This window comes from Vibrio sp. SCSIO 43140, assembly GCF_023716585.1.
Lineage (GTDB): Bacteria > Pseudomonadota > Gammaproteobacteria > Enterobacterales > Vibrionaceae > Vibrio > Vibrio maritimus_B.
The window spans coordinates 2,067,589-2,091,555 of the sequence record NZ_CP071850.1 but is presented as its reverse complement, the minus strand read 5'-3'; the positions used below and the strand labels follow the sequence as shown (position 1 = coordinate 2,091,555).

Genomic DNA, 23,967 nt, shown 5'->3' with positions numbered 1-23,967 from the left:
AATTGAAATTCCGATAATGGTCTGTATAGCAAACATGCCCAGACTCTTAAAAGAACTAGCTGGTACAACTTGTAAGTATATGGATAAGGTTCACAATAAACACAATAAAAGCAGAGAGTTAAATCATAGTTTCCACTTACAATTCCCACTTACATAGATATTTTGAAGAACGAAGAGTGAAATCTGATTTCCAGTTTGTGCTTTTACAACTCAAGCGTCATCTGCGTACTAGCTTGCCCCTCTTTGGGCTCTAGCCCAACAGTTAAACCAATTAAGCGAATGCCACGACCCTTCGCTCGTGATAGCGCTTCTTGTAATAACGCTAGAAAAAATGCTTTATCTAGACTAATTTGCTTATGTTCCACAGTAGTTTGCTGAAAATCATCGAACTTCAACTTAACTCCCTGCCTGACTATCCTTTTATCATCACCAATTTTAGCAAAACGTCTTACTAGTTCATCATAAAGCGTTTCAACCGCATCGGCACACTCTTGTTCGGTTTTAATATCTTTGGCAAACGTCCGCTCTACACCTAGGGACTTTCTAACGCGTGTTGGTGTTACTTCTCGCCGATCAATCGCATGACTACGCTCCCAGAGAGAAGTACCGAACTTTCCAAACTGCTTAATCAGCATATGCTGATCATAGTTTTTTACATCAATTCCTTTGTACAAACCAAGCTTGTTAAGTTTCTCTAGTGTCACCTTTCCTACACCAGGAATCTTACCTAAGTCTAAATTATCTACAAATTCTTCAACTTCATTCGGCGGGACAACACAAATGCCATTTGGCTTATTAATATCAGAGGCTACCTTTGCAACAAACTTTATGGGAGCAACACCAGCACTAGCCGTAAGCCCAAGTTCTATTTCGATGGCTCTGCGAATATCCTCGGCTATCAATGTAGCTGACCCTTTGAATAGCTTTGATTCAGTTACATCAAGATAGGCTTCGTCAAGTGATAGTGGTTCAATCATGTCAGTGTAACGAGCAAAAATCTTATGAATTTGCTTGGATACAGCTTTGTACTTTTCCATGTTTCCGCCTATGACCGTCAAGCTTGGGCATAACTTCAGTGCATGAGCGGTCGCCATTGCTGAACGAACACCAAATTTTCGAGCAATGTAATTACAGGTAGAAATAACACCGCGCCGATTTTGAGAACCACCAATCGCTAGAGGTATGTCTCTTAGCTCTGGGTTATCTCGCATTTCAACTGCGGCATAATAACAATCGAGATCTATGTGGATAATTTTTCGGGTCATAGTATGCGGTGCGGTGAAACTGAAAACCTAAGAAGAGAAGATACGTATGTTTATCCGTGTCAGGGACATGTCTGAAAATTATAACCCAACCTGAAGCACTGTACAAACAAACAGTAATATTTATCTAAAACCCGATTCCCGTCTATCTGTCCGAAAATAGAAAAAACGGCCTGTTGAGGCTAATGCCAGTCAGTTAAGCTGACTGGCTTTCTTTTTATTAGGGTATTTCTTTGCTTTAGGTTTTATAGCTCTTGGGTACACTCTGTCTTCATGCTTAATAGGGAGAACATGGTGGGGAGCTTCTTCAAGCAAGTGGGTTATTCGTTTCGGTATCGTCCCAGCAGATTCAAGCCAGAAGCTATGAATTAAGTGGATAATTGCATTTGCACTTGTCGTGAAGCTCAGCTGATTGGGATGTAGCCCCGGAATTTGTTTCGCCATATTAATCATCTGATACCGGATGATATTGTAACTCAGCAGCAGTCCCCATAACTCTTGGCGTATCATTTCGGGCGGTTTTGTCGCAAAGTTTAATTTTATAGGTTCGGGTTTGGCCAATTTCGACTCAATCCCTTAATTATAATGTTTAAAGGCTGCCACTTTCCCTCTGAAGTTATTCTCGAAACCGTTCGCTATTACCTCGCTTACAAACTCAGTTATCGCGAGATTGAAGAAATCCAGAGGGAACGTGGTGTGTGTGGAACATGCAACTATTAATCGTTGGGTTATCAAATTTACACCTGTTTTAGAACATAAAGCGAGATCAAAGAAAAAGCCTGTCTCTACTTCGTGGCGCATGGATGAGACCTACATCAAAGTGAAAGGAGAAGGGCTTTACTACTATCGAGCGGTCGATAAGTTTGGAAACGTCATTGATTATTATCTTCGCTCCAATCGCGATGAAGCTGCTGCCAAGGCCTTTCTGAATAAGGCGATAGCTCAACATAGCCTCCCCGAGAAAGTGGTCATTGATGGGAGTAAAAGCAACTACGCGGCTATCGATGCAATGAATATTCAACTCTGGTTAACGGGTTTCTTTATGTTGTCACTGATTGAGATATTGGATATCAAATATCTCAATCATATCGTGGAGCAAAGTCACCGTTGGGTAAAACAGAAGACGTGCCAAGCCCTTGGGTGGAAGTCATTAAGGGGAGCAACAGCGAGCCTTCACGGCCGAGAGTTGTGGACGATGTTGAAGCGTGGTCAGATAGAGATAGTTGGAGAAACCGCCTACGAACAATTTTATGCACTTGCAGGATGATTGCGTCTAGAGAGTGGCTCTGCCACGTCTTTATCAGAATTTGCGACAGAACCCGTATTGTTCGTGTAGTGGAACCACGTTCGTTTGAGCTTAGTGCTCTGCGACTTGGGATACTAGATTCGCCTCTAGCTCTTCGGTGTATATCATGTTGCTACCTTGTTCTAGTTGTCTTTTCCGCACGGTATAGCAGCTACCAATCTCCGTTGGTTTGGACTGCCATTCTAGCTAGGTAAGCTGAAGAGTGACAACATTTACGGATTACAAGACAAAAATAAGACCACCCAAATTAGATGATCAAAACAACGCCTTTTGGCTTAATGCCATGCTGTCTAGCAGACAACTAACTAAGGTATGTCTTCGTGGGACAAATCAAGTATGTATTGACAATATACGAGATGGATAATGATAAATCAGTACGCCATGATTTTATTCGTTGCAGGTAACAGAACCAAGGCGCGAACTGGGAAAGATTTTGGTTATTTGAACTCCTTAACAAGTGCTTGCTTCAGTTCTGTCATTGCCATCTGGTTGTTGATGATTGACTCTGCTGTGAGTCGTTCTGCATGCTTCAAGAACACAGTGCGGTCGATGTCTTCAACCTTGATGTTGATGTTGCTTACGATTGCAGAACCAAGCACTGGGTTGTAGCCGTTGATGTAACCTGAAATCGTTACTTCTCCAAGGCGCTTACGACCAAACGCATTCGTCAATGAGATATCCATGTGAGTCTTAATTGGTGTGAATCCATCTTTGTCTTCGATCTCGGTAGTGCTGCCGATTGGCTTGATGTTCAAGATAGAATCACCAACGAACGCTACTATCGCATCAGCTGCTTTTGGGAAGGCCACATTAGCAATGGTTTTGTTGCTTTGCCGCTTTTTAGCTGAGTAGTCATTCATCATTTGTTGTGTGCCTTCGTCGAGCTTATCGAAGTAAGTCACGGCTAATTGGTTTTTAATGGCCTGCTGCTCCGCAATGTCTAGGTCGAACTTGCAAGCCAATGCACTGACTTCTTTCTCAACCATAGAATCAACTTTGTCTTGAGCTGCCATTGCGAGCGCTTCGTACTCATATGCACGTTGTTGCCTAATTGAGTCGCGAGTCAGGTCAGGGTTTGCCTTGCGGAACTCGATTTGTTGTTTGGCTTCTTTGGCAAACTTTGCATAAGCAGAAGACTTGCTTGAATACTTGCTGTAATAGTCATAATTCTTTTGAAGCTGTTCGTCAGTGTCATAGCCAAACTGATCAAGTTGGTTGCTCAACTCTTCGTACTTATCGCTAGTGCCAATCAGTACGTCTTTGGCTTCAATAACTCGCTTGATGAACGCCGAGCTATCGAACGTTGTGCGAACTTGTTCAATTAGTTGCCCTGGCGTCTCTGTACTTGCACCATCAACACCACAAAAAGATGTAACACCGCTGTTCACTTCAATGCTTGGGTTAACTGTTTGTTGGTAGTAAGTCTCTCTGATCATGTCTTGGTTCACGACTGCAGTTGTTGCTACTAGGGTGATTGCTGTTGCTGCTACTAATTTTTTCATGGTTGTTACTCTTCGTTATCGATGTGGCGTTCAGCGCGGTCGAAAAATTTGGTTGTTTTGGTTAGTGCAAAAAGCACGAAAGGCGCGATCAAAGCTAAGTTGAAAAGGTAGTAACCCGCTTTAGCCAATCCAGACCAGTCACTAAAGAACTGGTGTTGGTTAATGAACGCCACGGGGTTGATTAAGTCTGCAATGCTGCCAGCAGCGTAAGCCACTGCTAACAACATCACCCAACGAACCACGTTTACTATCTTTTCACCCTTGCTTTCCATCTCAGTATCCTGTTGTGTCTATGTGTTTGCCGATGTTCTTTTGTTCGCGCTTGGTAAGCTTGTTCCAAGCTATCAGCGCTCTTTCGTGTGCCAGATGGCACGTTAACGTCTCGTCTTTCCCCATGCTAATGAACCATTTATAACGTTCGTTCTGGGAGACAAAGCGGTTAACAACCGCTTGCCACTTACTTGGGTTAATTGCCTCAATTTTCACAGAAGAGTTCCTTCTTTTAGAGAGTAGTAGCGCTCTCTACCACCTGTTAATGTAATCTGCAGCTCATCAAGCTCTGGGGAAACGTAGTAAAGGTGTTCACATGCAATTGCTGTTGTCATTTTCTCTGTAATGAAGTTCATCGCATCACTTTTCTCAGCGAAGTGGTACTTGTTAACATCCCGAACCTCATCATCAAGAACGCTCTTCACTTCAACAATCCAAAGCTCTGGCTTCTCAAGCATCTCTATCACATTTAGCAATGCGCGAGCATAGCCTTGGCTATAGTTAGCACGGAGGTCTTGACCTTCCTTTTGATGCTTCTCTGCCATTTCGTTGCGCGCTTCGTAAATCTTCTCTAGCTGTGCGTGACGGTTTGTGTTTAGTACTTTTATTATTTCTTCTCCCCTTTAATTAGTGACCAGATGTAAGAGCCTGCAATAACTGCAACGATTAGTGGCAGATTGGCTCCAAAGTTTTGGATCATGGAAAGGAAGCCATCAACGCTAGTTAGGCCATTAAATAGATCGAGTGAATCGCCAAAGATGTAGTTGTTTAGAAAGTTCATTGCATTGCCTCGCATAGTTAAATCAAAAACGCTGCACCGTAGTGCAGCGGATGAGTTAGACTATACGCATTTATTTGCGTTTTAAACACTTTTTGCAAAATATTTTTGCATTTTATTATTACCACTCGTAACCAACACCAACATATTCAGTTGTTGAGCTAGCCACAGTCTCGTAACCTAGGCCTGCTTTGATGGTTAACTGCTCTGTTACTCGATAGCCAATACCTGCAGCGATTGCAGACTCAGAACCAGAATGACCAAGCGCCACTGTAGTGTTGATGTGACCAACACCATAAGGTTGTACCAAACCAGCGAACGCGCCTGCTTGTGCTTTAACGCCGTTCATCTCGTCGGCCATCTTCTCGAAGTCTTGGCGCAAGCTTGCGATGTCCTGTGAGTTCTTAGCGATTGCCTGCGAGTTGTGGTTGATAGCAGTACGGTTGCTAGACACGTGTTGGCTGTTGCTACGAATAGATGTGATGTTGTCTTCGATGGCATTCCAGTTCTTATCGATTACCGCGATGTTCTCTTCAACTGCATCCCAGTTCTCTCTAGCCATCTTGTTGTTGTCCTTAACACGGCTAGCTAGCTTCTTAACTTCAGATGCACTTCTAGCAGCTTGCACTGATGCACGGTTCTCAAGGTTAGCGATTCGCTGAGCGTTCTGGCGTGTAACAGTCGCTTGGTGAGTAGACTTCTTACCTTGCGCTTTTTGAGTCTTGATAGCTTCACGACCACCAACAACCATCTGGCGCATTACTTCACCTTGGAACTCCACCTGTTCATTTACTAGCTCTATTCCTTGAGCATTTTGATCAACACCGCTAGCCAATGCCATGTCACGTACCAAACCGCCTTGCTGTGTCGCTTGAGCTGCCTGCTGCGCTTGGCGAATAGCAGTGCCTTGGTGTGTCACTTTCTTGCTTTGGCGTTCTACTCGCTTGATGTTGCGGTACGTAGCTTCTGCAGTCGCGTCTTGGGCATGGGCATTGTCTTCGATAGCCTGCTGATTAGTTTGCGCCAAGAACTTAGCGTCTTCAGCTGCTGCATGTGCGATACCCGCTTCAGACAGAGCTGTGTTGGCGGTCATGTGCGCCTCTTCTACCAGTTGGCTTTGCTCGCCTGCGCGTTCTTGCATGCCTGCAATGCGCTTGGCTTGCTTTGCGTTCTGGTTTGCTACCTTGGCGATCACATCTGCGTTACCTTCACTCTGTGCTTGCACATCGTTGATTAACTGAAGCTGACTAGCCGCCGTTTGCTGAGTGTCTGCAATAGCTTCAGCATTGGCGATAATCGCTTGGTCTTGGCTAGCGGTTACACCCGCTTGGTGATCAACTTTCTTAGCTGCTTTAGCTTGCTGCTTCTCGATCATTCGAGTGGTACTAGCTACTGCATCAACATCACCACGAACTGTTTGAATCTCGGTGCGAACGCGACCAATTTCTTGGCTGTTGCCATCAGCTTTGTTTTGCGCCTCTGTGATGCGGCTCTGGGTACGACCGTTCGCTTGTTGCATGTTGTTTAGAACTGCAGTGTGCTGCGATAGAACCTGCTCAGTGGTAGTAACGCGAGCGCCAACAGCTGTAAGGTCACTGCCTTGCTGTGCGATGGCTTCTTTGTTTGCCTGTGCGCTACCACGAACATCTGACAAAGCTTCATTGATTGATGGAAGCGTTTGACGCTGGAAGCGCTCGTTCACTGCTTCGTGGTTCAATACCATCTCTTGGATAACATCATCTGGAAGAGAAGCTGTACGGTGACCGTGGGTATTCATTTGACCGGCATTCTGGTTCGCTACGATGTTGTAAACTGGACCTGAAGTTTGGTGCTCACGAATATCGCGGATTTCTTTCTGAACGTGACGGTCAAGAACAACCGCTTTAGACTCTTGTGGCGCTGGCTCGCCAAGTGGACGAATTTGACCGAAGTGGCTAGAGATGTCTGACGCCATTGCTGAAGCTGCAAAAGTTGAAGCGATTGCGGTTGCTAGAATTACTTTTTTCATTTGGTTAGTCTCGTTTGGTTAAATTTAAATTGTTGCGCCAGCTTCCACTGCCGATGTTTGTTGTTAGCCTTCACACTCTGAAACGTGAAGGTCGCAATAGTTGTCTTCTGCTTTGGTGTCCACTTGGGCTACCCAATCCATTAGTTGTTCAATTGTCGCGTCTGTGTCTGATTTTAGCTAACCGTGCTCCCCCTGAAGTTGGTCCAACTTGTGCACCAGAATCAATGTGGATTCTTTCAAAGCGCTAACTTCTCTGTGTAGCTGTGCTGTTTGGTAACCACTGAACGCGATTAGTACTAATGCCACTAGGCCGAAAATAATCTGTTTCATTTGGTAACCTGACTAATAATTCCCAAAACCTGCGTAAAATCTTCAAGCGGTACGTAAAGGCGCTTGCGAAATGTTGACTGACTATCTAGCTCAGCTCGTACGGCGAGCTTTTCAATTTCCTGCTGGAAGCGCATAAACTTTCCACTCAAGAACAGATGAACCGTTCCATCTTGGCGATGACCAATCCAAACGCTGTCACGGCATTTGGTTCCACCTTCTGACCATTCAGGGATAGCGCGCCAATATCTTTTTTCTGGCTGAACGTCCACCTTGACGCCGTGAGTCATGCGTACCAACGACTGTAGTACGCCATCTGCTGCTTCGTTACTCATGCTCATTGTGATACCTCTACCTTTTGCCAAATGCCATCTGTGTATGGTGCTTTCCAGTGACTATCTTGGGGAGCCAATCCCCACTCTAGGTAAACTAGCGCGACAATCAGTAATACAATTCTTAAACCTGTCATAAGTACCTCAACAGTTGCTAAACACGTGTCCGTCATGCTCTGTGAAATCGCCGCAGAACAGGTCACTGGCATATTGCTCATAATCAAAGTAACGCACCACTTCGCTTGGTACATCGTCAAGCAAACCAGAGTCTTCAACATACTGCATTGCGAAAGCTTCTTCGTTTTCGTACTGACCTCGGTAAGCATCGCTGGCGCTCTCGATACTGATTCCGCAAGAACAGCCGCCTGAACTACATCAAAATCAACGTTGGCGTTTTAAACAGCTTCCTACTTCGACCAATCAAAGCTGAAGATTGTTGAACAGAAGTCTGCTTTTTCGCCGCTGGTATCCACCAATTCCCAATCGTGAGCGAGAATAAAATCAATCTCTTCCTCGTCCAGGTCAACGTAGTCTTCTAGGAACTCGTGCATGTCGCTTCCGTAAAACCTCCAGCAAAGCGCCTCTTCCGTTGTTGTGATGTTTCATTCTTTCTGAGCGAACTTTGTTACGATTTCAAAAGCGTTCATAACTTCAGTCCTAACCTCTATCGTTGTCCCCCTGTGCAGCGGATGAGCTGAACTATAAGTTGATTGATTTCGTTGTAGTTTTTCTTTTCTTCAGTAAAAAGACAAATATTTTGTCATTTACTTGGTTTGTAGCAATAAAAAAAGACCGCTAGCTTGCGGCCTTTCCTGGGCTCAATCAGCTAGTCAGCTTGAATATTAAGAGTGTTGATCACATCAAGGTTTTGAACCTGCTTGTAACCGAGCACCATAGCGATAAAAGCTTTTGGGTTGTTCGCGTGTTTGTCGCGCAGGTTCTGGGTTGTTACTTGGTAAAAACCTGCAACCTCATTTAGCGAGGCGCAACCAAGTGTCTTGGCTAGTGTTGCTGTCTTCATTGTCCGATCCTATAAGTGCGCTTTAGGTTTTCTGGTAAGTTGGCTTCCATAAGCTTAACTCTGTTAGCTCGTTCCCTTCCTTTATCAGCCCACGGTGGTGAATGGGGAGATGCGCCGTAAGCTGGACTGATTAATCAATGTCTTTGTTTGGGTGCTTCTCTTGGCACATTTTCACGCGATACAACAACTCTTCATCAGTTAGCATCGTGGTAAGTGTTAAACCAGCCAACTGCGTGAGCAGAACCCAATTGCTTTTATTTGATCTGCTTCTCCGGGTTGCTGTCGTTCATCCAGATATTCAGCGTTCTATTGTTCTTTGTTTGTAGGCCAAGCGCGTAACAAATATCTGACTTGCTAAAACCGCGATCGGTTATCGAAGCAACAACCCGGCGCACCATTTCTTTATCTGGTAGTTCAAAATCAACGTGCGAAGGAGGCAAGAAGCAAGGCAGGTTTAAATTGAAACCGTGCCGAACATAAGCAATATGACCACGATGAACACGAAACCGCGTGTTTAAATCAATTAGCCTAGCCGTTGTTTCTGACATGCGCTCTTCGAACTCTTCAAGCGAAACCATCTCGCCAGATGTCTTTTTCATATGTCTATTTCCAGTAGTTCCTCAATTGAAGAAACCGCATCAAAATCCCCCCGCCACGTGGCGTAATCCAAAAAGGAAGCTAGCGCCAGTTTATCCTTTCCGGTGATTTCCAACTTCAAACACTTACTTTCCATCAGTTCTTGGGTGAATACCTTATCTACAAGATTGAAATAGATGTCAGCGTTCTCAGTTGTTTCTTTAAGTCTGTTGTGCAGTTTCATTTAAGTGACCTTTATAGCCCGACTTAGCAGTGATTGCGAGTTTTCTTGGTGAGCCTCAAATTTACTACCGGGAACTAACCAAATAAACAGGTTATGTCACTATTGGTGACATATTTGATAGTTTTTACGTCATTTATAATGACGAAAAATACTTGTAAAATAGAGTAATTACTCAGTTAAGTTCGTCCTCATTGTAAGCAATGGCGCTTACTTTGGAAGTGCATAATTCTGCACACTTTGATTTCAATTAGGTATTCATGAGCGCTATGGAAGAGGGGCGGGATTTTAAAATGCTCCTGTTAAATGCCAGGCACGGACGGGGAAATGTTCTTATTGACAGTCAGTTAGTGACAGCAAAGAAGCTTCTTAAGGAAGGTGCAAATCCAAAGGCGCTAACAATTGTTTTTGGCTGTACCTACAAGGAACTAAAGACAGCATAGAACCATGGACAACAATGACGAACTACAAACTCAATTGCAGAACGCTGACTTCATGATGAAGTTGTTTGATAGTGCCGAAGTAACACCAGAGCACCTAGGTCGCGTGAAAACCGTAATAACCAACTCAGTTGACGGCTACCAGCAGCAAAAGCGCAATGACAAGATGAATGCAATTCTTGAGCAGATGCGTGACTACAACATCACTGAAGATGAGTTGTTTAGTTTCATGACCAAGCCACGCAAGCGCACTTACGCCAAACGTTCAGCTTCTTATGTGTTCGCCGTTGTTGATGGTCACGAAGTAAAGAACCAAGGCGCATTACCAAAAGCTGTTCGTGCATTGGGATTCAATTCTAAAGATGACGTCCCAGAACTTTACTGGACCAAAGAGCGCTTCGACAAGGTGAAGGAAGATGATTGATCTGCTTTGGTCAATTGGTCGCAGCATCATTTATTTGCTGCTTGGACGTTTATTTACTGGAGTAGCAATTGGGTTTGTTGCTGCCCGTTGGCTAGAACTAAGAAACCGTTATGCGTGGTGAAGTTGTTTATCTAATGGCGAACGAATTTGGGATGGTAAAGATTGGTGTTTCGGTGCATCCAGAAAAGCGCGTCAGACAGTTAACCAATGCTTCAGGGAAAGTGTTTCGCTTTCCCCATGTTGGTTCTACTGCGCGTCAGGTGGAACAAGATATGCACTATCTACTGGGCGGAATGCGCACCTGTGGTGAGTGGTTTCCACTGTGATGCTAACTTTGCCTTGAATGTTTATGAAGAGCACTTATTAGGAGTAACACCCGAATGAAAAAAGTAATTGCACTTGCGCTAGCTACTAGCGCGCTGGTTGGGTGCTCAACCTTGCCAGCTAATGACCAGTATCAACCGCAGGAGATGACATCAACTATCGCAGCTCGACACGCTCAGAACGTTCGTGACCGCGAGTTGGGTAATGAGGTAGCAGCTATCACCATGATCCGCTTTGATACTGAATTTGATGGCTGGAAGTACCAAGAGCAAGCTTACTTTCTCATTGGTAAGAACAAGAAGGCTATCAATGGCTGGCAAGAGTGGGCAGATGACACAGCAGCTAGTCAGTGCGAGAACCTGACACGCGAGTTCGCGCGCCAGTTCACGAACGTTCATCAAGTTGAGTCTGTTGTTACTGCTTATATCGAAGGAGTGGATAGACCTGTCTTTGGCTCATCACAATGCAAGTTACACCGATGAAAAAATTTTTCCTATCAATTAGTGCAATTAATCTAAGTGGTTCAGCTTTGGCGCATACGCAGTCACCTCCGAACCCGCAGGTAACCACGTTCAATGAAGTGGCTAGCGGTCGAATCAAGATACACAACGGTCGCCAGTTTGACGGCTTATTCACAATCGATATTGATGAAAAGGTTTTAGGTGCAGTGTTCTTCACCAACGCTATTAATGACAGTAGCGTACTAGCACTGCAGCGTAACGCCACAAAAGACAACTATGTTAAGTTCAAAATCTCGTCAAGCGCAACTAACCACCCAACAATTCAGAGCAGCAGCATGACCACGAATGGCGGTCTTTCAGACCAAGTTACCGATGATAACAACACAAAAGCTTACTTTGGCAAAGTCGGAGGTGACGGTGCATGGTGCTATTGTTTCATCATCAGCCCGGCCGATATCAACATAACAAACCCAGATAAAGTTTACCAAATGGCTCTGTTTACCACGCTGACACAGCCAACGCATGCAGGCGACCACGGTGTTGATCTTACAGTAATGGCAACTTGCGATGCTGGCGCATAACTAATAAGGAAATTCAATGTTTATCTAACTAACTCTGATTAGCACTCTCGTTCTACAAACCTAGTCCAGATTGTAGCAGCGGTCTGGACTAACCCAACGATTAACACCCCTTTCTAACACCTTTTTTGTTAATCAAAGAGAAAACCATGAGCAGAGAACTTATCCGTTGCTCGATGTGTGGCAGATACAGCCACTTACCAGAAGCCGCAGAGAACGAACCGCCAAGCCTTGCAAAGGTATGCGCCAATTGCAGAACGGTTGATTTAGTAAGGCGAGCCAACTTTAAACCAAGCAAAACTCTGGAACAGCTGGCTAAGCGACCGAAGAGAAAGCGGAAGCCGATAACTACTCCACCACAAAAACAGAAGTACTCAGAAAAGTCGGAGAATAAAGTGAACATCCAAGAAATGAGCGACAGTCAAATCACCGATACGTTCGCAGCAACTTTGCAGCGACCGAACCGCCAGAACGCAGCATTCAACAAGCGCCAGATTTATTTGATCATCAACAAAGAGCTTGGGCTAGCGAAGGTTGGAATCAGCAATCGTCCTGACCTTCGCCTTGATCAACTTTGTCAGACAACGCCGTTCCCGTTGAACATGGTATGGAGTGTGCCACTGAACAACCGTGTTAATACCGAGATTATTGAGAACATCATTCACAACGAACTGAAGAAGTACCGCGTGTTCTTTACGGTCAGTGACAACAAGACAAGCTTCAGCAGAGAAGTACTGGCAGCTCACGAACGCATCTTAAAATCGAAGCACCTTATTGGTAACTACCTTGATCGCTCTGGATGCACGATCCGCTTTGGTGGGTACACCGAGTGGTTTGCTATCGAAGCTATTAACGGTAAGCACAGCAATTTCCTGAACGGAGTCATCAAGTCGAACGATCTTCTAACCGAGTACTAAGCAATGAAACGAGCAGCAATTTTAATTTCACTACTGGCAGCTGGCGCGGCTCAAGCCGATAACCGCGCTTCTTTTGGCGTTGAGCTTTCCCCTAGCGACTTCTGGGGATTGAACTACAGCTATTACCGTCCAGATAACTTTGGACTCGGTTTAGCTCTTGGTAATAACACGGAAGCTGCGCCTGATGTGTGGGACACGTATCCTTCTTCATACTTCTGGCACTACGCAAAGCCAGAGAACGACATCACGCAAGGATCATACTATTCGGTTGGTAGTAACTACACGTGGGAAGTAGACCAGAACATCCGTGTTGCTCTGGACTTTGGCGGAACTCTATTTCAAAAGAGACTCTATCGCGGAATGCACACGCCCACTGGCATCTGGGGGCATGAAGGTGATTACTGGAAGGAGCCAGAAAGAACGAGCGAGTATGGCGTATATATTGGCACCACATACATGTACAAGTATTTAAGTGTTGGTACTAAGTATGACTCAGCACTTGGCGCTGTGTTTGGTTCTGTTGGGTTTAACTGGTGATTGGTATGTTCAGATTCTTCAGAAAGTTTCGCCTAATCAACGGCGCTACAAATGCCCTTCTTCAACTTGGGATAGACGCTTCAGAACGTAAGCAGATCATGGAAGCCGCAAGAGCAAGTAGCGCTATCGACGATATGGTTGATTTGCCTTTCCCGATGAATAACAGCCTTCGCTCGGTAGCTATCGCAGCCAAGGGAACCATGATCATGTTCGTCATAACTGAAGATGAGTACTTGGCGAATCTCTTTGGTGTGCTGCTTGAAGCAATGATGGCGCAAATAGAACTTGAGGCAGATTCTAGCTTAGCATCCAGCATCATTGATGCGTTCGTAGCTGACGCTTGGCCTGTGGGTGAAGAGCTTAAGGAGATGGCAGCCTAATGATCGAATATAGAGAATGCACCAAGTGCGCCAAGCTGCGTCATAAGTCTGAGTTTGAGTTTTGGGAGTGGCGTGGAAGCCGCCCCAAGTGCCTGCACTGCAAGCTGGAATCTGGCACGGTTCGCAAGCTCTCAGCTCAGCACATTCGAATAGCCAACCGATTAATGAAGGTGAAAAATGCGCAAAACTAAAGGTGACTTAGCACCAACTCAAGAGCAAATTGATAAGAACATTGAGCGCTTCAGCAATCACAAGGTGAATAAAGCTACTCTGTACAAGTTTCTCAAACTACAGAAGGTTCTGGAGAAGGCAGAAAATCACAACCCAGTGATCATCATGAAGAAGATTTACGGTTCTGTCGCAAATTCTGATAAAGACGTGGCAGAGCCACTCTCTAGACGCAATCATCCTGCAAGTGCATAAAATTGTTCGTAGGCGGTTTCTCCAACTATCTCTATCTGACCACGCTTCAACATCGTCCACAACTCTCGGCCGTGAAGGCTCGCTGTTGCTCCCCTTAATGACTTCCACCCAAGGGCTTGGCACGTCTTCTGTTTTACCCAACGGTGACTTTGCTCCACGATATGATTGAGATATTTGATATCCAATATCTCAATCAGTGACAACATAAAGAAACCCGTTAACCAGAGTTGAATATTCATTGCATCGATAGCCGCGTAGTTGCTTTTACTCCCATCAATGACCACTTTCTCGGGGAGGCTATGTTGAGCTATCGCCTTATTCAGAAAGGCCTTGGCAGCAGCTTCATCGCGATTGGAGCGAAGATAATAATCAATGACGTTTCCAAACTTATCGACCGCTCGATAGTAGTAAAGCCCTTCTCCTTTCACTTTGATGTAGGTCTCATCCATGCGCCACGAAGTAGAGACAGGCTTTTTCTTTGATCTCGCTTTATGTTCTAAAACAGGTGTAAATTTGATAACCCAACGATTAATAGTTGCATGTTCCACACACACCACGTTCCCTCTGGATTTCTTCAATCTCGCGATAACTGAGTTTGTAAGCGAGGTAATAGCGAACGGTTTCGAGAATAACTTCAGAGGGAAAGTGGCAGCCTTTAAACATTATAATTCAGGTATTGAGTCGAAATTGGCCAAATCCTAACCTATAAAATTAAACTTTGCGACAAAACCCCAAGAGGCTACCCAAATGGCAATGACAGGAACAGAACGCGCAAACAAATCTCGCAGAACTAGACGAGCAAAGCAGTACTTGGCCTACAGCTTCAAAGAGAAAGAGATTCCAGCACGCGTCGATCCATATATCTACATCCAATCATTCGAGCACTTTCTTTCAGATGAGCACAACATCAAGAAGCAAGAGATGTCAGAAGAATGGCGCAAAGCGTTCCTTGCTCGCGTTCGTGCTATGTGTATGAACCGCACCAACTACGTGAAGCTCATAACTTTGTTGATGAGCAACTTAAGCAATAATCTATATCCAATTGATTTATACGGTGTTACGTTTTGAAACATCTTAACGCCGTGATCCAGCCCCAAAACTTCCCCTTCCTTACAGACTAAACCGTATTGCCAACGCTAATATCCCGCACAGAAAAGTGAACCAAGAATCACAACAATAACAGTGACATACGTCTTATAAACAAGAAAAAGCAGTGGTATTAGAATGAAGAAATTAGCAGTGGCAGCAATATTAGCTGCAGGTATTTCAGCACCAACTTTGGCGCAGGATGGTAAAGGTTTTCGAGCAGAGATTGGTTTCAGCTCAAACTGGTATGACGAATTTGGTTATGAATCGGATAGTGAATCTGGTTTTGTTCTTCGTGGTGGGTACGATTTTAACAAGATCGTCGGCGTATCGTTGAGCTATGAGAAAGTTGGCCCTTGGAGTGAGAACTATGGTTCGTCTACTTCAGAGATTGAGGTTAGTCGTTTTGGTGCGCAGGTTGAAGTTGGTTATGACTTCCAGAACGCCGGGTTTGCAATCAAGCCATATATTGGCTTTGGACTTGCGAACACCAAAGCTGAAGGTACGTTTACTGATGTCTACTGCGTCAACTGGAACTGCTACAGAAGTGAATATACAGCAAAGAACAGCGAGACAAGCGCAACTGGTGCATTTGGCGTTCGCATGACGTTCAATGAGATCATGACGTTTGGCTACGAAGCAAAGGCGCAAGAGTTCTCAGATGTTGATTTATACACTCACCAACTACTAGTTGGCCTTAAGTTCTAGGGGGAAGTAATGACTAAGTTTAAAAAGACCTCACTTGCAGTTGTCATTCTGGCGACTGTTTCAATGACTGGCTGTCAAACTACCCAATCATCACGCAATAGCTTAGATAGCTCTGTTGTTGATGTTAGCGACCGTGTTGTTTCTATGAAGCGCGGCGTTCTTCTGATGGCTGACCATGTTCAGGTTACGAACAAGCAACTTGAAGACCAACAAAAGAGCCTAGCGGGTGGTGTTATGGGTGCTGGCGCTGCTACAGCCGCTTATGGTGGTCTTAGTGGTAATCGTAACGCTGCGGCAATTGGTGGTGCTGTAGCTCTGGTTGGTCTAGTTGGAATGGCTGCACAGTCAATGTCAGACAGCAAGAAAATTGACGCTATTCGCTACACCGTTGAGTACCAAAACGGCGGTATGATCGAAGCATTCCAAATCGATGACAACCCGATCATGGTTGGCTCTCCAGTGTTCGTGCGCCAGTTCCGTTCTGGCAAACTCAACATCAGTCTAGACACGACAGCTGGCGTTCAGTTCCAGCGCGCACAGAAGACTAACTATGCAGGTGATGCCGAGAAGCAGGCCAAGGCCGATGCTGAAGCAGCTCGAATCGCAGCTGAAAAAGAAGAAGATCGCCAGTTCGCGCGTGAACATGCTCGCCGCAGAATCGAAGCAAATACTTCAACTCAAGAAACCATTGCAGACAAAGTTGGTGACACAATCGATGCTAGAAACGAAGCAGTTCGCGGTAGCAATGAGCGCACAATTAACATCAATGCGACTGGTCTGTAGACAAAGCACCACAATGTAATACATAGATGGCTGTCAATGTGCAGCCATGGTTTTATCGCTCACCAGAAAACAAATGATCATATTTATAGTAGTGACTCAATCCTAAAGCATTCCGATCTCTGCAGACCAATCGGTATTACTAACGGTATTGCCGCTTGCAGGATCATGGCAAAGAATCACAACACCACCAGTAAGTTAGGTTTGACCAGAAATAAAACAGCAGTGGCATAAGCATGAAAAAAATAGCACCTCTTATAGCGTTGGCATCGTGCCCAGCAGTATCAGACACCGTAAGGGAAGACTTTAATAATTGGACAGCGCTACTTAACCAAGTGACCGATGACCACAGAGCGGCAACGGTGATAGGTTTCGATAATAACCACAACCAAGCTTTGTCGTGGGAGTGTTCAGTAAGGAACGATGGTTTTGCGCGAGAAGCGTTCAAGGTAAAGGTTCCAAACAGAGACTTATCTTATGGCGTGAATTTTAATACCGATGTTGGCTCTGGAAGCTTCTACATGCCAAATCAAGGAACTGATTCATGGAATTGGTCAGAGGTAAGTAACCTAAGCTTCATCAAATCCATGCGTGATTCGATGTTGGCTCGACTAGAGTTCAAAGGATACGAGCGTAGCGAAAATGGTTCAATCGACCGTGGAATAACGCGAGTTGCTATAGATATGACAAGCTCGGACAAAGCAATAGAGCGAGCTAGAGCGTTCTGCAACAACACTAGATTCTTTGACGTTAGCTATTCGGACAATGAGATACTGGTTGATGGCAAGCCGATAAGCAAGTTCTGCTACGAACCATTAGCTGGAACAATGTCGGGCGACGCTTTTATCAAGCAAATCTTTATCACTAGACCTAGTGAATTTTCAAGAAGCTGCTCAGATGCAAATCAAGAAGCACGATGGCGCGAGCATGAGGTTACTCACATTGGGGGTAACAGGTTCGAGATTGCCGTGATTGATGGTAGGTCAACAATCACGTACAGAGCCAAGCTTAACAATGTTCGAATGTATGATCATGACTCCGTGATAATGGAGCGAATCAGCAATGTTGAATAGACTGACCGTGCTGGCTGGGCTGGTTTCGCTTCCTTTCGTAGCCTCTGCCAGCCTTCTGTATCTTGACTGGGACACCAGACTACCTAACGGAACAGCGACTCGAATCAATGCAGATTCAGGCACAATTGAGCACTACATGGCTCAAATCAAGCACTTACCAAACGGAGGCAGGACAATTCAGTTTACGCATATGTCGAGCATCTTTGACATTTGCTCTGATCGAGAGTTTGTTGTTGATGAACCATACGATGAGTTATTTACGATTAACGGCATTCGAATCCAGATGGCTGCAGTTTGCAGAGATAAAACTAAGTCTGGACGCCGTGATTTGGTGTACATGACAGCAACACCCAAGAACGAAGAAGATCTAGAACTCGTAGTTAATGCATTCACAAAGGGTAAGAACGTTCTTGTTCTATTCCCAATTGACACAACCAACGGTTCTGTGGACTTCAATGCTATGGGGTTCTCTGCAGCTTGGAATAAATAGAAAAATCAGAATGAAAAAATTAACAGTGGCAATCGCAGTAGCTGCTTTGGCGGGTTGCAATAGCAGCGACGAAGAAATAGAAGCAACACCAGATTCACCAACCGACACACTTGGCGCGTGTGTGGGTAAATATACTGCTTACGTTCAACCAGACGGCATGAGCTATCACCTTGTAGGTGCAATCTCCAAGCGAGAAAATCCTGCTCTTCCTTATAACTGGGACTCAGAGTACGATGGGAAAGTTAACCTAACAGTCGAGTACGATGAATCGTACTGCAGTGACTTTGACGTAGATACGGCGATTTACATCTCAAAGAATTCTGACAGCGATTACTTTGCTTTTGAAAGACAAACGGATGTCAGCGCTGCTCAGGCGAATCTAGAAATGGCATTGATGGCTCCGCATCAGCACTTGGTTGTTGATAGCGATATAGCCGTTAAGGTGATACGAGTTGTTGGCGTTCAAAAGGTGTTTGAGTGGAATAGCGACACCCAAGAAGAACACTATCGAATTGAAGACACCCACAGCTACACAGCGGATTATGGCGATGATTTTGTATTTGCTACTTTAAAATACGCTCGGTTCCAGCTGGATGAGAATGCTATGGAGTTCTCGACCAGATCCCAACTTGAAGGTCTTATTGGCGACTGCGCAAACGTTGGTTCTGAATGTTGGGCTGGCTATTTCCATCGAACGTTTGATGCATCCCAGCCCCAAGTATACTTTGCCAAGAAGTTTAAGATTGATCCAGATTACGCGAAGGCGATAGTTGATATGTACTTTGACAGTGTTGAGGTTCCACCAATTCCAATGCCAGTGGAGTAAGCATGCGTAGAGTTCTAGTTTTCATCCTTAAGTGGGTAGCATCAATGATCGGCGTGGCGTTCTTTGCTGGTTATTGTGCAACGATTTGGAAAAGCGAATCAGGCCAATTGCTTGTGCTGTGGATTTGGGTTTCTATGTCGCTTGGCATTACTTGGAAGATGTTCAAGAACCACTGATGCAAAGATGGCTGCCAATGTGCAGCCATTGTTTTACTTGATATCCACGCAGTCGTGACCTTTCTGCATGCTTTTCCTATATCGATTAATTGCCAAGTCCAGTTGGTGAACGCTGGTTAGCTTCTGCTTTCTGATGAATCCTCAGCAAGCTTTGGGTATCTCATTATTTTCCCAATATCGATTGTGAGTAATAAATATTGTCAATTAGAAGCTTTAAATCTTGTGAGTGTTGTTCGAGGTTAGTGAAGCGCATCGCTTCAGATACTAGCGGAACGGTAAGTCATTAACCTTCCAACTTAGTCGAGCACTTAGTTGTGTTATCCGTTCAATCTGATGTCTTCACCTAACCCTTCTCATGAATGAATACTCAATTAAACGTTAGGTGCGATTACTGATTCAGTTACAGAAATTAGATAAAGAATGAAACTCTTATCTCAAGCAGTTATGTCCCAAACATTCATACTTCACATGTAGCTCAGTGATCTGCTTTTGCTAGCCCGAAATTTATTGGAGGTCACAGTTCATCAATCAAATCCCATACTTGTCGATATACGAAAGTCGCTACTCTAGTTGTATGAACACAAAGACCTTTCTTCTAGCCCAAATACATCGAGCAAGACTAGACTGTGACAAATGCTTAATCGAACTTCTTGATATGATGAGCCTAGCCGTGATGCGAAACAGTTCAGTAGAAATCGATAGGCATTTAATGAACGACATGTTCGAGGGTGACATACTTCTAATCATTGCACTGACCGACACAAACTTATCGATCAACTTTAACGAATTTGTACTAATAGAGTCGGTGCAATATGTTATGAAGTTTGGCCGCGCATTACCAAGTTAATGCACAAGCTTGGGCTGCTTTGCTCCTTAACCATGCCGCTAATATGCAATAACCATAGTGGCATGGTTTTCACCTTATTTGCGGACATGCTTGTTTGTTACGTAAGCACCTTTTTAACGTCCTTTCCGCGTCAAATCACAACATCACCTTAAACTTTACGCTTTACGTCATACTGAATTGTAAAAGTGTAAAGTGAGCGATGAGATATGGATGTTAAAGTTCAGAACGACAATCAAATGGCGATTTTCGCTGCATGTGAGGTAGTCAAATCAGATAAGATCACCTCCAGAAAGGTCTCAGAAAGAGTTGGATGGTCACACGCCACCTGTGCACAATATGTAGTGGATTGGAGTAGCCAGAGGGCAAAGAAAGAACGCGATGCTGCGAAGAAGACTCAAATGAGCAGTAAATTTGTCAGAGCTTTGCATGATGAGGTTGATGACATAATTGGTCGCCTCAGAACTGTTGATGCAATAGGGAGTCGTTCATCCTGAAATCAAAGTAGTTCTCTGCCTAAATGACGTAACTCGCATCTGGAAAAACCTTTTAGAACAATTACTTAAATTAGAAAGATGCTGATAACTTTAAGAATGGGGAAAGTCGCTTAGTGAAGCGTCCAAATTTGCGGGTGCGCATCACTTCGTGCTGCTACTAGGTTGAACTTGTTAAAAGCTTAAAATATCTAAAAAGGGTAGCTGTAAGTGTGTTGTCCGTAAGCAAATCTGAAATATTGGAAATGTTCCATTTCCTGCTCTCTATCTAACTTTCTGATTCTCCTGTCAGTTCATAAATTCAACAAATCAAACTAAGTTTGCACCTACATTAGAGTAAGCGCTCTAATGTAATGTGCGCTTCATCACATTTAACAAGGTATCAAACTATGAACACCCTAAAACTATCTGCTGTGACCGTAATGATTGTTGCAGGTTCACTAACAGGTTGTGCTCAACGTCCACTAGCAACAATTCCTACTGATACTACAGTTATGATTCAAACTAATACCGCTCCCGAAGCGATCTATGAAGCTGCTGTTCAATGCGTTTTGGATAATGTTAATCCACCATCATCAGGTCAACTATTCACTTATCAGAGTGAGAAGAATAGTCAGCTAGCTTTTGTTTACCATGATCGTGCTGCCTATATGCTTCTGGGTAATCCTCAATCAAACGAGTTTAAAGCAACAATCCGCATCAATGGGAAGAAAGGTGAGATCAAATCTCAAGGCATCCAGTGGTTTCAAACTCCATCTCAATATGTAACAGGTGGTTGGCAAGATCCTCATATGCTACACAATCAAGAGTACGTAGATAATATGTATAGTGCTGTTAATGATATGAAGAATAAGCTCAATACGTGTATCACTCAATACGCTTCAAGTTAATAGAGGTTAAGTTGTGAAAAAGTTAATTGCATTTTCAGTGTTAGCCGCATCTATTCTATCGGGTTGTGGTGGAGATGGTGGCACTGATGCACCATCTTCAGTAAAGGTCGATATGTCAACTCAAGAGTACCTTATTAATAACACCCCCGTATTTACCCATGCAGAGAGCGTAATACTTCCTAAAACTCACGATTACTATGGTGTTGATCAATCTAGTCAGATTAGAGTGGATATAGATTTATATTTCACTGGTGAATATCGACTGCGTACTTATCCATTCAATGACAATATACAAGAGTTTGAGAATACCCCTTCGTTTGAACACTTTTTCGATCCAGAGGTAACTTGCAAAGATCAGCTTGTTGACTCCCTTAGTGGAGAACGTAGTGGATTCATTACACCTTCAGGTGGTGCTTGTCGTGTAACATTGATTAATATGGTAATCAAAGATACAAAAGCACCAGTAAATGTATGGTTTACGTTAAAGAATGGTACACCAATATCAGCAGGTTCAAGAGATCCGGATTCTGACGAGGTTATTTTAGGTTTTGGCGAATAGATAATTGTGAAACGTATAGAACTAGCTTTAGCTTTCATGGCTCTCTTGCAAAGGCAAGTTACAGTTTGACCATGAGCTAGCCACTCAAGCAACTAGAAGATGGACAGAAACGCACTACATTCCTTTATCTCTCACATGCCCCATATAGCCGTCATCCTCGCGAAAATGAGGATCTCATACCACGTGTAGGTATATAAAAATATTCGATTAAGTCACGTAGTTTAACTTTTCAACGCGCTGAATGAGATCCCCTTTTTCAAGGGGATGACGGTGAATTTGGTATGGTTTGAGACGCCGATAGGGGTAAATGCATATTACAGATTTTGCTAAATTAGTAAATAATGAATTAATTTTTGTATCAAGAACCACTAAAATTATCCGGACCACAGTAAACACTATACCCAACGATGGAATGAAAAATGCCAAGCGTTGATAATTACTCTTAAATGCTTGTTAGCTTTTGTATGTAATAGTTGGCAGTTCATAAGCTCGATTGTGTTTCTTTGCAACCAAATACTGATGCACTTGATAGTAAACCGCACTGATTTCGATATCACTAAAACCTGCTATTTTTTTAGATAACTCAAAACTATTTATTTGAAACAACTCTCCATCACCTAAGTCCTCTAACGAAATTACTAATTCTCGTCTCATATAAGCCAATGAACTAGTAAGCCTATATGGTGTACTTTTGGAAACAAACGCTTCCGCTATTAACAACCATTCAGACTCATATAAATCAGGTGTATTTTTCTTCATAAGTTCATCAAATAAGATGAATACTGCTGAAATCGTTGGCTCAAACACATCATCAGAGCCGGTTGCCAACCCTTTCTGTTGTTTTTTATCAACAAGATTAAAGAGGATTTCTCTTGATGAATCATTAAAAAAGAAATCTATTAGATCATCTTTTTTCATTGTATTCTCCTTGAAAACTAACGCTTTATGTACAGTAACAAGCCGCCTTTCCCACTCTCATCTTGCCGCCAAACAATAAGACAAACATATCAAGGATATCGGCAAAATGTATAGCATAGCAGCTGTGCGTGATTTAATTCTCGTAAGCTGATTCGCAAAACCATCTCAAGCCAACTGTACTCATAATCAGTAGGTTCTACGCCTCTTAGTATCTCGCTCGCACTTGATTTGCAGATTGAAGACCCGGCGTTCAAATAGTTCGTGCTAAAACCTAGCGCCTTCATTTGTCGCTTAATCTTTGCGTTCAGTGGCCGGGAAAGAGTAGACATAGTTGCATCCTATAGACGTAAAAAAAACGCCCTGAAGACTAGGCGGTCTAATACCTTGCTGCATCTTCAAGGCGAGACAAGTATCGCTTTTATGCCATGCGTGGGCAAATCAGCGCAGGGCATACCTTTCTGCACACGTTCTTCCATTAAATGCGCGTCTTGGCTCCAAGTGGAAAGCTGCATTGGGAATACTAGACTGAGCGTTGATCGCATCCCGGGACATCGCAATTTGCTCCTTGATCCGTGACTTCATCTTGGCTCTGTTCGACCAACCAAACGCATGACTGATAAAGTAATCGCCAGCCTTCTCAAACTGAGACTCATTAGTAATCTCCAACATCATAAACGCATTCATCGCGCATTCTGTGTTCGCTACCCTCAAGTCATCGTTCGCCACTGCAGGAAGAGAAAATAGCGCCACTGCTAACGCTGTTGTTCTTAGTTTCATTATTGTTCGCCTCTTATTTGGGAGGAGGATTCTAGCAGCAGGTAGAAGGGAGGATGTTGATCTGACACCAATCAATAAAATTAATGTCAATTTGACTCGAATATTTATTAAAGAGTCATTTTGATCCAAAAGAAAACATGTCATTTAGACACAAAAACAAACAACGTAGAGCAAGTTAATTCATCAATAACAGCAAGTTACAAACTTGGCATACGCCATGCAAAGTAGATGGCGTTCAT

At 43.9% G+C, this 23,967-nt stretch carries 38 protein-coding genes and 3 pseudogenes; 22 read left to right on the top strand and 19 right to left on the bottom strand.

The annotated features are described in order from the left end of the window. Positions 1 to 203: 203 nt before the first annotated feature. Both dinB and J4N45_RS09785 read right to left on the bottom strand, forming a co-directional pair. A complete protein-coding gene (gene dinB / locus J4N45_RS09790) occupies positions 204 to 1,265 on the bottom strand; it encodes a DNA polymerase IV (protein ID WP_252011215.1) in 1,062 nt (353 codons plus the stop codon). 189 nt (positions 1,266 to 1,454) lie between these two features. Further along, a pseudogene (locus J4N45_RS09785) lies at positions 1,455 to 1,787 on the bottom strand (IS4 family transposase); the annotation flags it as partial. Between the two features lie 60 nt (positions 1,788 to 1,847). Here J4N45_RS09785 and J4N45_RS09780 point away from each other — a divergent pair. Next, a pseudogene (locus J4N45_RS09780) lies at positions 1,848 to 2,529 on the top strand (IS6 family transposase). 476 nt (positions 2,530 to 3,005) lie between these two features. On the opposite strand, the gene J4N45_RS09775 reads toward J4N45_RS09780, so the two are convergent. The 14 genes from J4N45_RS09775 to J4N45_RS09715 form a co-directional block, all read right to left on the bottom strand. After that, on the bottom strand, positions 3,006 to 4,070 hold the full coding sequence (locus J4N45_RS09775; RefSeq protein WP_252011214.1) for a hypothetical protein: 1,065 nt from the start codon (positions 4,068 to 4,070) through the stop codon (positions 3,006 to 3,008). A gap of 5 nt (positions 4,071 to 4,075) precedes the next feature. Next, positions 4,076 to 4,342 carry a hypothetical protein gene (locus J4N45_RS09770; RefSeq protein WP_252011213.1) on the bottom strand — a complete coding sequence of 89 codons (267 nt, stop codon included), beginning with the start codon at positions 4,340 to 4,342 and terminating at the stop codon, positions 4,076 to 4,078. A 1-nt stretch (position 4,343) separates the two neighbouring features. Next, complete coding sequence (locus tag J4N45_RS09765; protein ID WP_252011212.1) at positions 4,344 to 4,556, bottom strand: hypothetical protein; 213 nt, start codon at positions 4,554 to 4,556, stop codon at positions 4,344 to 4,346. Beyond that, positions 4,553 to 4,885: a hypothetical protein gene (locus J4N45_RS09760; protein WP_252011211.1), complete on the bottom strand. Its 333-nt coding sequence runs from the start codon at positions 4,883 to 4,885 to the stop codon at positions 4,553 to 4,555. The genes J4N45_RS09765 and J4N45_RS09760 overlap by 4 nt, the downstream gene beginning before the upstream one ends. Before the next feature lie 62 nt (positions 4,886 to 4,947). Continuing rightward, positions 4,948 to 5,121 (bottom strand): hypothetical protein, encoded by a 174-nt coding sequence (locus J4N45_RS09755; RefSeq protein ID WP_252011210.1) that lies wholly within the window; start codon positions 5,119 to 5,121, stop codon positions 4,948 to 4,950. Positions 5,122 to 5,239: 118 nt separating this feature from the next. Next, a complete protein-coding gene (locus J4N45_RS09750) occupies positions 5,240 to 7,126 on the bottom strand; it encodes a YadA-like family protein (protein WP_252011209.1) in 1,887 nt (628 codons plus the stop codon). Between the two features lie 177 nt (positions 7,127 to 7,303). Continuing rightward, positions 7,304 to 7,456 carry a hypothetical protein gene (locus J4N45_RS09745; protein WP_252011208.1) on the bottom strand — a complete coding sequence of 51 codons (153 nt, stop codon included), beginning with the start codon at positions 7,454 to 7,456 and terminating at the stop codon, positions 7,304 to 7,306. Continuing rightward, complete coding sequence (locus J4N45_RS09740; protein ID WP_252011207.1) at positions 7,453 to 7,794, bottom strand: hypothetical protein; 342 nt, start codon at positions 7,792 to 7,794, stop codon at positions 7,453 to 7,455. Before J4N45_RS09740 ends, J4N45_RS09745 begins: the two co-directional genes overlap by 4 nt. Further along, positions 7,791 to 7,922 carry a hypothetical protein gene (locus J4N45_RS27195; protein WP_286036861.1) on the bottom strand — a complete coding sequence of 44 codons (132 nt, stop codon included), beginning with the start codon at positions 7,920 to 7,922 and terminating at the stop codon, positions 7,791 to 7,793. Before J4N45_RS27195 ends, J4N45_RS09740 begins: the two co-directional genes overlap by 4 nt. A gap of 7 nt (positions 7,923 to 7,929) precedes the next feature. Next, positions 7,930 to 8,127 (bottom strand): antirestriction protein ArdA, encoded by a 198-nt coding sequence (locus tag J4N45_RS09735; protein ID WP_286036904.1) that lies wholly within the window; start codon positions 8,125 to 8,127, stop codon positions 7,930 to 7,932. A gap of 65 nt (positions 8,128 to 8,192) precedes the next feature. Beyond that, positions 8,193 to 8,336, bottom strand: a complete 144-nt coding sequence (locus J4N45_RS09730; protein ID WP_252011205.1) for a hypothetical protein — start codon at positions 8,334 to 8,336, stop codon at positions 8,193 to 8,195. Positions 8,337 to 8,611: 275 nt separating this feature from the next. Continuing rightward, the gene (locus J4N45_RS09725) at positions 8,612 to 8,806 is read right to left on the bottom strand and encodes a hypothetical protein (RefSeq protein WP_252011204.1); all 195 of its coding nucleotides are present in this window, start codon (positions 8,804 to 8,806) and stop codon (positions 8,612 to 8,614) included. A gap of 254 nt (positions 8,807 to 9,060) precedes the next feature. Next, positions 9,061 to 9,405 carry a hypothetical protein gene (locus J4N45_RS09720; RefSeq protein WP_252011203.1) on the bottom strand — a complete coding sequence of 115 codons (345 nt, stop codon included), beginning with the start codon at positions 9,403 to 9,405 and terminating at the stop codon, positions 9,061 to 9,063. Then, positions 9,402 to 9,626 carry a hypothetical protein gene (locus J4N45_RS09715; protein ID WP_252011202.1) on the bottom strand — a complete coding sequence of 75 codons (225 nt, stop codon included), beginning with the start codon at positions 9,624 to 9,626 and terminating at the stop codon, positions 9,402 to 9,404. The genes J4N45_RS09720 and J4N45_RS09715 overlap by 4 nt, the downstream gene beginning before the upstream one ends. A gap of 444 nt (positions 9,627 to 10,070) precedes the next feature. On the opposite strand from J4N45_RS09715, the gene J4N45_RS09710 reads away from it, so the two are divergent. From J4N45_RS09710 to J4N45_RS09670, 10 genes are all read left to right on the top strand, one after another. Further along, complete coding sequence (locus tag J4N45_RS09710; protein WP_252011201.1) at positions 10,071 to 10,487, top strand: hypothetical protein; 417 nt, start codon at positions 10,071 to 10,073, stop codon at positions 10,485 to 10,487. Next, complete coding sequence (locus tag J4N45_RS27190; protein ID WP_286036860.1) at positions 10,480 to 10,608, top strand: hypothetical protein; 129 nt, start codon at positions 10,480 to 10,482, stop codon at positions 10,606 to 10,608. The genes J4N45_RS09710 and J4N45_RS27190 overlap by 8 nt, the downstream gene beginning before the upstream one ends. After that, positions 10,598 to 10,813, top strand: a complete 216-nt coding sequence (locus tag J4N45_RS09705; RefSeq protein ID WP_252011200.1) for a GIY-YIG nuclease family protein — start codon at positions 10,598 to 10,600, stop codon at positions 10,811 to 10,813. Before J4N45_RS27190 ends, J4N45_RS09705 begins: the two co-directional genes overlap by 11 nt. Before the next feature lie 54 nt (positions 10,814 to 10,867). Further along, positions 10,868 to 11,293, top strand: a complete 426-nt coding sequence (locus J4N45_RS09700; RefSeq protein WP_252011199.1) for a hypothetical protein — start codon at positions 10,868 to 10,870, stop codon at positions 11,291 to 11,293. After that, complete coding sequence (locus tag J4N45_RS09695; protein ID WP_252011198.1) at positions 11,290 to 11,853, top strand: hypothetical protein; 564 nt, start codon at positions 11,290 to 11,292, stop codon at positions 11,851 to 11,853. Before J4N45_RS09700 ends, J4N45_RS09695 begins: the two co-directional genes overlap by 4 nt. A gap of 146 nt (positions 11,854 to 11,999) precedes the next feature. Next, positions 12,000 to 12,767 (top strand): GIY-YIG nuclease family protein, encoded by a 768-nt coding sequence (locus J4N45_RS09690; protein WP_252011197.1) that lies wholly within the window; start codon positions 12,000 to 12,002, stop codon positions 12,765 to 12,767. A 3-nt stretch (positions 12,768 to 12,770) separates the two neighbouring features. Then, entirely contained in the window at positions 12,771 to 13,304 is a 534-nt protein-coding gene (locus tag J4N45_RS09685; protein ID WP_252011196.1) for a hypothetical protein, read from the top strand. Positions 13,305 to 13,309: 5 nt separating this feature from the next. Then, on the top strand, positions 13,310 to 13,684 hold the full coding sequence (locus J4N45_RS09680) for a hypothetical protein (RefSeq protein WP_252011195.1): 375 nt from the start codon (positions 13,310 to 13,312) through the stop codon (positions 13,682 to 13,684). Further along, positions 13,684 to 13,875, top strand: a complete 192-nt coding sequence (locus tag J4N45_RS09675) for a hypothetical protein (protein ID WP_252011194.1) — start codon at positions 13,684 to 13,686, stop codon at positions 13,873 to 13,875. Before J4N45_RS09680 ends, J4N45_RS09675 begins: the two co-directional genes overlap by 1 nt. Continuing rightward, positions 13,862 to 14,107, top strand: coding sequence for a hypothetical protein (locus J4N45_RS09670; protein ID WP_252011193.1), 246 nt, complete (start codon positions 13,862 to 13,864; stop codon positions 14,105 to 14,107). Before J4N45_RS09675 ends, J4N45_RS09670 begins: the two co-directional genes overlap by 14 nt. On the opposite strand, the pseudogene J4N45_RS09665 reads toward J4N45_RS09670, so the two are convergent. Then, positions 14,089 to 14,770 (bottom strand): annotated as a pseudogene (locus J4N45_RS09665) (IS6 family transposase). The gene J4N45_RS09670 and the pseudogene J4N45_RS09665 sit on opposite strands and share 19 nt — an antisense overlap. An 84-nt stretch (positions 14,771 to 14,854) precedes the next feature. Here J4N45_RS09665 and J4N45_RS09660 point away from each other — a divergent pair. The 11 genes from J4N45_RS09660 to J4N45_RS09610 all read left to right on the top strand — a co-directional run bounded on the left by J4N45_RS09660 (position 14,855) and on the right by J4N45_RS09610 (position 22,033). Beyond that, entirely contained in the window at positions 14,855 to 15,175 is a 321-nt protein-coding gene (locus tag J4N45_RS09660; RefSeq protein WP_252011192.1) for a hypothetical protein, read from the top strand. 156 nt (positions 15,176 to 15,331) lie between these two features. Then, positions 15,332 to 15,901 carry a porin family protein gene (locus J4N45_RS09655; protein WP_252011191.1) on the top strand — a complete coding sequence of 190 codons (570 nt, stop codon included), beginning with the start codon at positions 15,332 to 15,334 and terminating at the stop codon, positions 15,899 to 15,901. A gap of 9 nt (positions 15,902 to 15,910) precedes the next feature. Continuing rightward, entirely contained in the window at positions 15,911 to 16,684 is a 774-nt protein-coding gene (locus J4N45_RS09650; RefSeq protein WP_252011190.1) for an acetate kinase, read from the top strand. Between the two features lie 233 nt (positions 16,685 to 16,917). Then, on the top strand, positions 16,918 to 17,754 hold the full coding sequence (locus J4N45_RS09645) for a hypothetical protein (protein ID WP_252011189.1): 837 nt from the start codon (positions 16,918 to 16,920) through the stop codon (positions 17,752 to 17,754). Next, positions 17,744 to 18,244 carry a hypothetical protein gene (locus tag J4N45_RS09640; protein ID WP_252011188.1) on the top strand — a complete coding sequence of 167 codons (501 nt, stop codon included), beginning with the start codon at positions 17,744 to 17,746 and terminating at the stop codon, positions 18,242 to 18,244. The genes J4N45_RS09645 and J4N45_RS09640 overlap by 11 nt, the downstream gene beginning before the upstream one ends. Before the next feature lie 10 nt (positions 18,245 to 18,254). Next, a complete protein-coding gene (locus J4N45_RS09635; RefSeq protein WP_252011187.1) occupies positions 18,255 to 19,070 on the top strand; it encodes a hypothetical protein in 816 nt (271 codons plus the stop codon). A gap of 2 nt (positions 19,071 to 19,072) precedes the next feature. Further along, positions 19,073 to 19,246, top strand: coding sequence for a hypothetical protein (locus tag J4N45_RS09630; protein ID WP_252011186.1), 174 nt, complete (start codon positions 19,073 to 19,075; stop codon positions 19,244 to 19,246). Positions 19,247 to 19,820: 574 nt separating this feature from the next. Continuing rightward, a complete protein-coding gene (locus tag J4N45_RS09625) occupies positions 19,821 to 20,093 on the top strand; it encodes a hypothetical protein (RefSeq protein WP_252011185.1) in 273 nt (90 codons plus the stop codon). A gap of 206 nt (positions 20,094 to 20,299) precedes the next feature. Continuing rightward, positions 20,300 to 20,587, top strand: a complete 288-nt coding sequence (locus J4N45_RS09620; RefSeq protein WP_252011184.1) for a hypothetical protein — start codon at positions 20,300 to 20,302, stop codon at positions 20,585 to 20,587. Between the two features lie 386 nt (positions 20,588 to 20,973). Next, positions 20,974 to 21,474 carry a hypothetical protein gene (locus J4N45_RS09615; protein ID WP_252011182.1) on the top strand — a complete coding sequence of 167 codons (501 nt, stop codon included), beginning with the start codon at positions 20,974 to 20,976 and terminating at the stop codon, positions 21,472 to 21,474. Positions 21,475 to 21,487: 13 nt separating this feature from the next. Further along, positions 21,488 to 22,033 carry a hypothetical protein gene (locus J4N45_RS09610; protein ID WP_252011181.1) on the top strand — a complete coding sequence of 182 codons (546 nt, stop codon included), beginning with the start codon at positions 21,488 to 21,490 and terminating at the stop codon, positions 22,031 to 22,033. Between the two features lie 453 nt (positions 22,034 to 22,486). Here J4N45_RS09610 and J4N45_RS09605 read toward each other — a convergent pair whose 3' ends face one another. Next, the gene (locus J4N45_RS09605) at positions 22,487 to 22,951 is read right to left on the bottom strand and encodes a hypothetical protein (protein WP_252011179.1); all 465 of its coding nucleotides are present in this window, start codon (positions 22,949 to 22,951) and stop codon (positions 22,487 to 22,489) included. A gap of 438 nt (positions 22,952 to 23,389) precedes the next feature. Further along, a complete protein-coding gene (locus J4N45_RS09600) occupies positions 23,390 to 23,728 on the bottom strand; it encodes a hypothetical protein (RefSeq protein ID WP_252011177.1) in 339 nt (112 codons plus the stop codon). Between the last annotated feature and the right edge of the window lie 239 nt (positions 23,729 to 23,967).

Coding starts and splice junctions, on each gene's coding strand:
- dinB (WP_252011215.1), bottom strand. CDS start 1,265: ATGACCCGAAAAATTATCCACATAGATCTCGATTGTTATTATGCCGCA.
- J4N45_RS09775 (WP_252011214.1), bottom strand. CDS start 4,070: ATGAAAAAATTAGTAGCAGCAACAGCAATCACCCTAGTAGCAACAACT.
- J4N45_RS09770 (WP_252011213.1), bottom strand. CDS start 4,342: ATGGAAAGCAAGGGTGAAAAGATAGTAAACGTGGTTCGTTGGGTGATG.
- J4N45_RS09760 (WP_252011211.1), bottom strand. CDS start 4,885: ATGGCAGAGAAGCATCAAAAGGAAGGTCAAGACCTCCGTGCTAACTAT.
- J4N45_RS09755 (WP_252011210.1), bottom strand. CDS start 5,121: ATGAACTTTCTAAACAACTACATCTTTGGCGATTCACTCGATCTATTT.
- J4N45_RS09750 (WP_252011209.1), bottom strand. CDS start 7,126: ATGAAAAAAGTAATTCTAGCAACCGCAATCGCTTCAACTTTTGCAGCT.
- J4N45_RS09745 (WP_252011208.1), bottom strand. CDS start 7,456: ATGAAACAGATTATTTTCGGCCTAGTGGCATTAGTACTAATCGCGTTC.
- J4N45_RS09740 (WP_252011207.1), bottom strand. CDS start 7,794: ATGAGCATGAGTAACGAAGCAGCAGATGGCGTACTACAGTCGTTGGTA.
- J4N45_RS27195 (WP_286036861.1), bottom strand. CDS start 7,922: ATGACAGGTTTAAGAATTGTATTACTGATTGTCGCGCTAGTTTACCTA.
- J4N45_RS09730 (WP_252011205.1), bottom strand. CDS start 8,336: ATGCACGAGTTCCTAGAAGACTACGTTGACCTGGACGAGGAAGAGATT.
- J4N45_RS09725 (WP_252011204.1), bottom strand. CDS start 8,806: ATGAAGACAGCAACACTAGCCAAGACACTTGGTTGCGCCTCGCTAAAT.
- J4N45_RS09720 (WP_252011203.1), bottom strand. CDS start 9,405: ATGAAAAAGACATCTGGCGAGATGGTTTCGCTTGAAGAGTTCGAAGAG.
- J4N45_RS09715 (WP_252011202.1), bottom strand. CDS start 9,626: ATGAAACTGCACAACAGACTTAAAGAAACAACTGAGAACGCTGACATC.
- J4N45_RS09710 (WP_252011201.1), top strand. CDS start 10,071: ATGGACAACAATGACGAACTACAAACTCAATTGCAGAACGCTGACTTC.
- J4N45_RS27190 (WP_286036860.1), top strand. CDS start 10,480: ATGATTGATCTGCTTTGGTCAATTGGTCGCAGCATCATTTATTTGCTG.
- J4N45_RS09705 (WP_252011200.1), top strand. CDS start 10,598: ATGCGTGGTGAAGTTGTTTATCTAATGGCGAACGAATTTGGGATGGTA.
- J4N45_RS09700 (WP_252011199.1), top strand. CDS start 10,868: ATGAAAAAAGTAATTGCACTTGCGCTAGCTACTAGCGCGCTGGTTGGG.
- J4N45_RS09695 (WP_252011198.1), top strand. CDS start 11,290: ATGAAAAAATTTTTCCTATCAATTAGTGCAATTAATCTAAGTGGTTCA.
- J4N45_RS09690 (WP_252011197.1), top strand. CDS start 12,000: ATGAGCAGAGAACTTATCCGTTGCTCGATGTGTGGCAGATACAGCCAC.
- J4N45_RS09685 (WP_252011196.1), top strand. CDS start 12,771: ATGAAACGAGCAGCAATTTTAATTTCACTACTGGCAGCTGGCGCGGCT.
- J4N45_RS09680 (WP_252011195.1), top strand. CDS start 13,310: ATGTTCAGATTCTTCAGAAAGTTTCGCCTAATCAACGGCGCTACAAAT.
- J4N45_RS09675 (WP_252011194.1), top strand. CDS start 13,684: ATGATCGAATATAGAGAATGCACCAAGTGCGCCAAGCTGCGTCATAAG.
- J4N45_RS09670 (WP_252011193.1), top strand. CDS start 13,862: ATGCGCAAAACTAAAGGTGACTTAGCACCAACTCAAGAGCAAATTGAT.
- J4N45_RS09660 (WP_252011192.1), top strand. CDS start 14,855: ATGGCAATGACAGGAACAGAACGCGCAAACAAATCTCGCAGAACTAGA.
- J4N45_RS09655 (WP_252011191.1), top strand. CDS start 15,332: ATGAAGAAATTAGCAGTGGCAGCAATATTAGCTGCAGGTATTTCAGCA.
- J4N45_RS09650 (WP_252011190.1), top strand. CDS start 15,911: ATGACTAAGTTTAAAAAGACCTCACTTGCAGTTGTCATTCTGGCGACT.
- J4N45_RS09645 (WP_252011189.1), top strand. CDS start 16,918: ATGAAAAAAATAGCACCTCTTATAGCGTTGGCATCGTGCCCAGCAGTA.
- J4N45_RS09640 (WP_252011188.1), top strand. CDS start 17,744: ATGTTGAATAGACTGACCGTGCTGGCTGGGCTGGTTTCGCTTCCTTTC.
- J4N45_RS09635 (WP_252011187.1), top strand. CDS start 18,255: ATGAAAAAATTAACAGTGGCAATCGCAGTAGCTGCTTTGGCGGGTTGC.
- J4N45_RS09630 (WP_252011186.1), top strand. CDS start 19,073: ATGCGTAGAGTTCTAGTTTTCATCCTTAAGTGGGTAGCATCAATGATC.
- J4N45_RS09625 (WP_252011185.1), top strand. CDS start 19,821: ATGAACACAAAGACCTTTCTTCTAGCCCAAATACATCGAGCAAGACTA.
- J4N45_RS09620 (WP_252011184.1), top strand. CDS start 20,300: ATGGATGTTAAAGTTCAGAACGACAATCAAATGGCGATTTTCGCTGCA.
- J4N45_RS09615 (WP_252011182.1), top strand. CDS start 20,974: ATGAACACCCTAAAACTATCTGCTGTGACCGTAATGATTGTTGCAGGT.
- J4N45_RS09605 (WP_252011179.1), bottom strand. CDS start 22,951: ATGAAAAAAGATGATCTAATAGATTTCTTTTTTAATGATTCATCAAGA.
- J4N45_RS09600 (WP_252011177.1), bottom strand. CDS start 23,728: ATGAAACTAAGAACAACAGCGTTAGCAGTGGCGCTATTTTCTCTTCCT.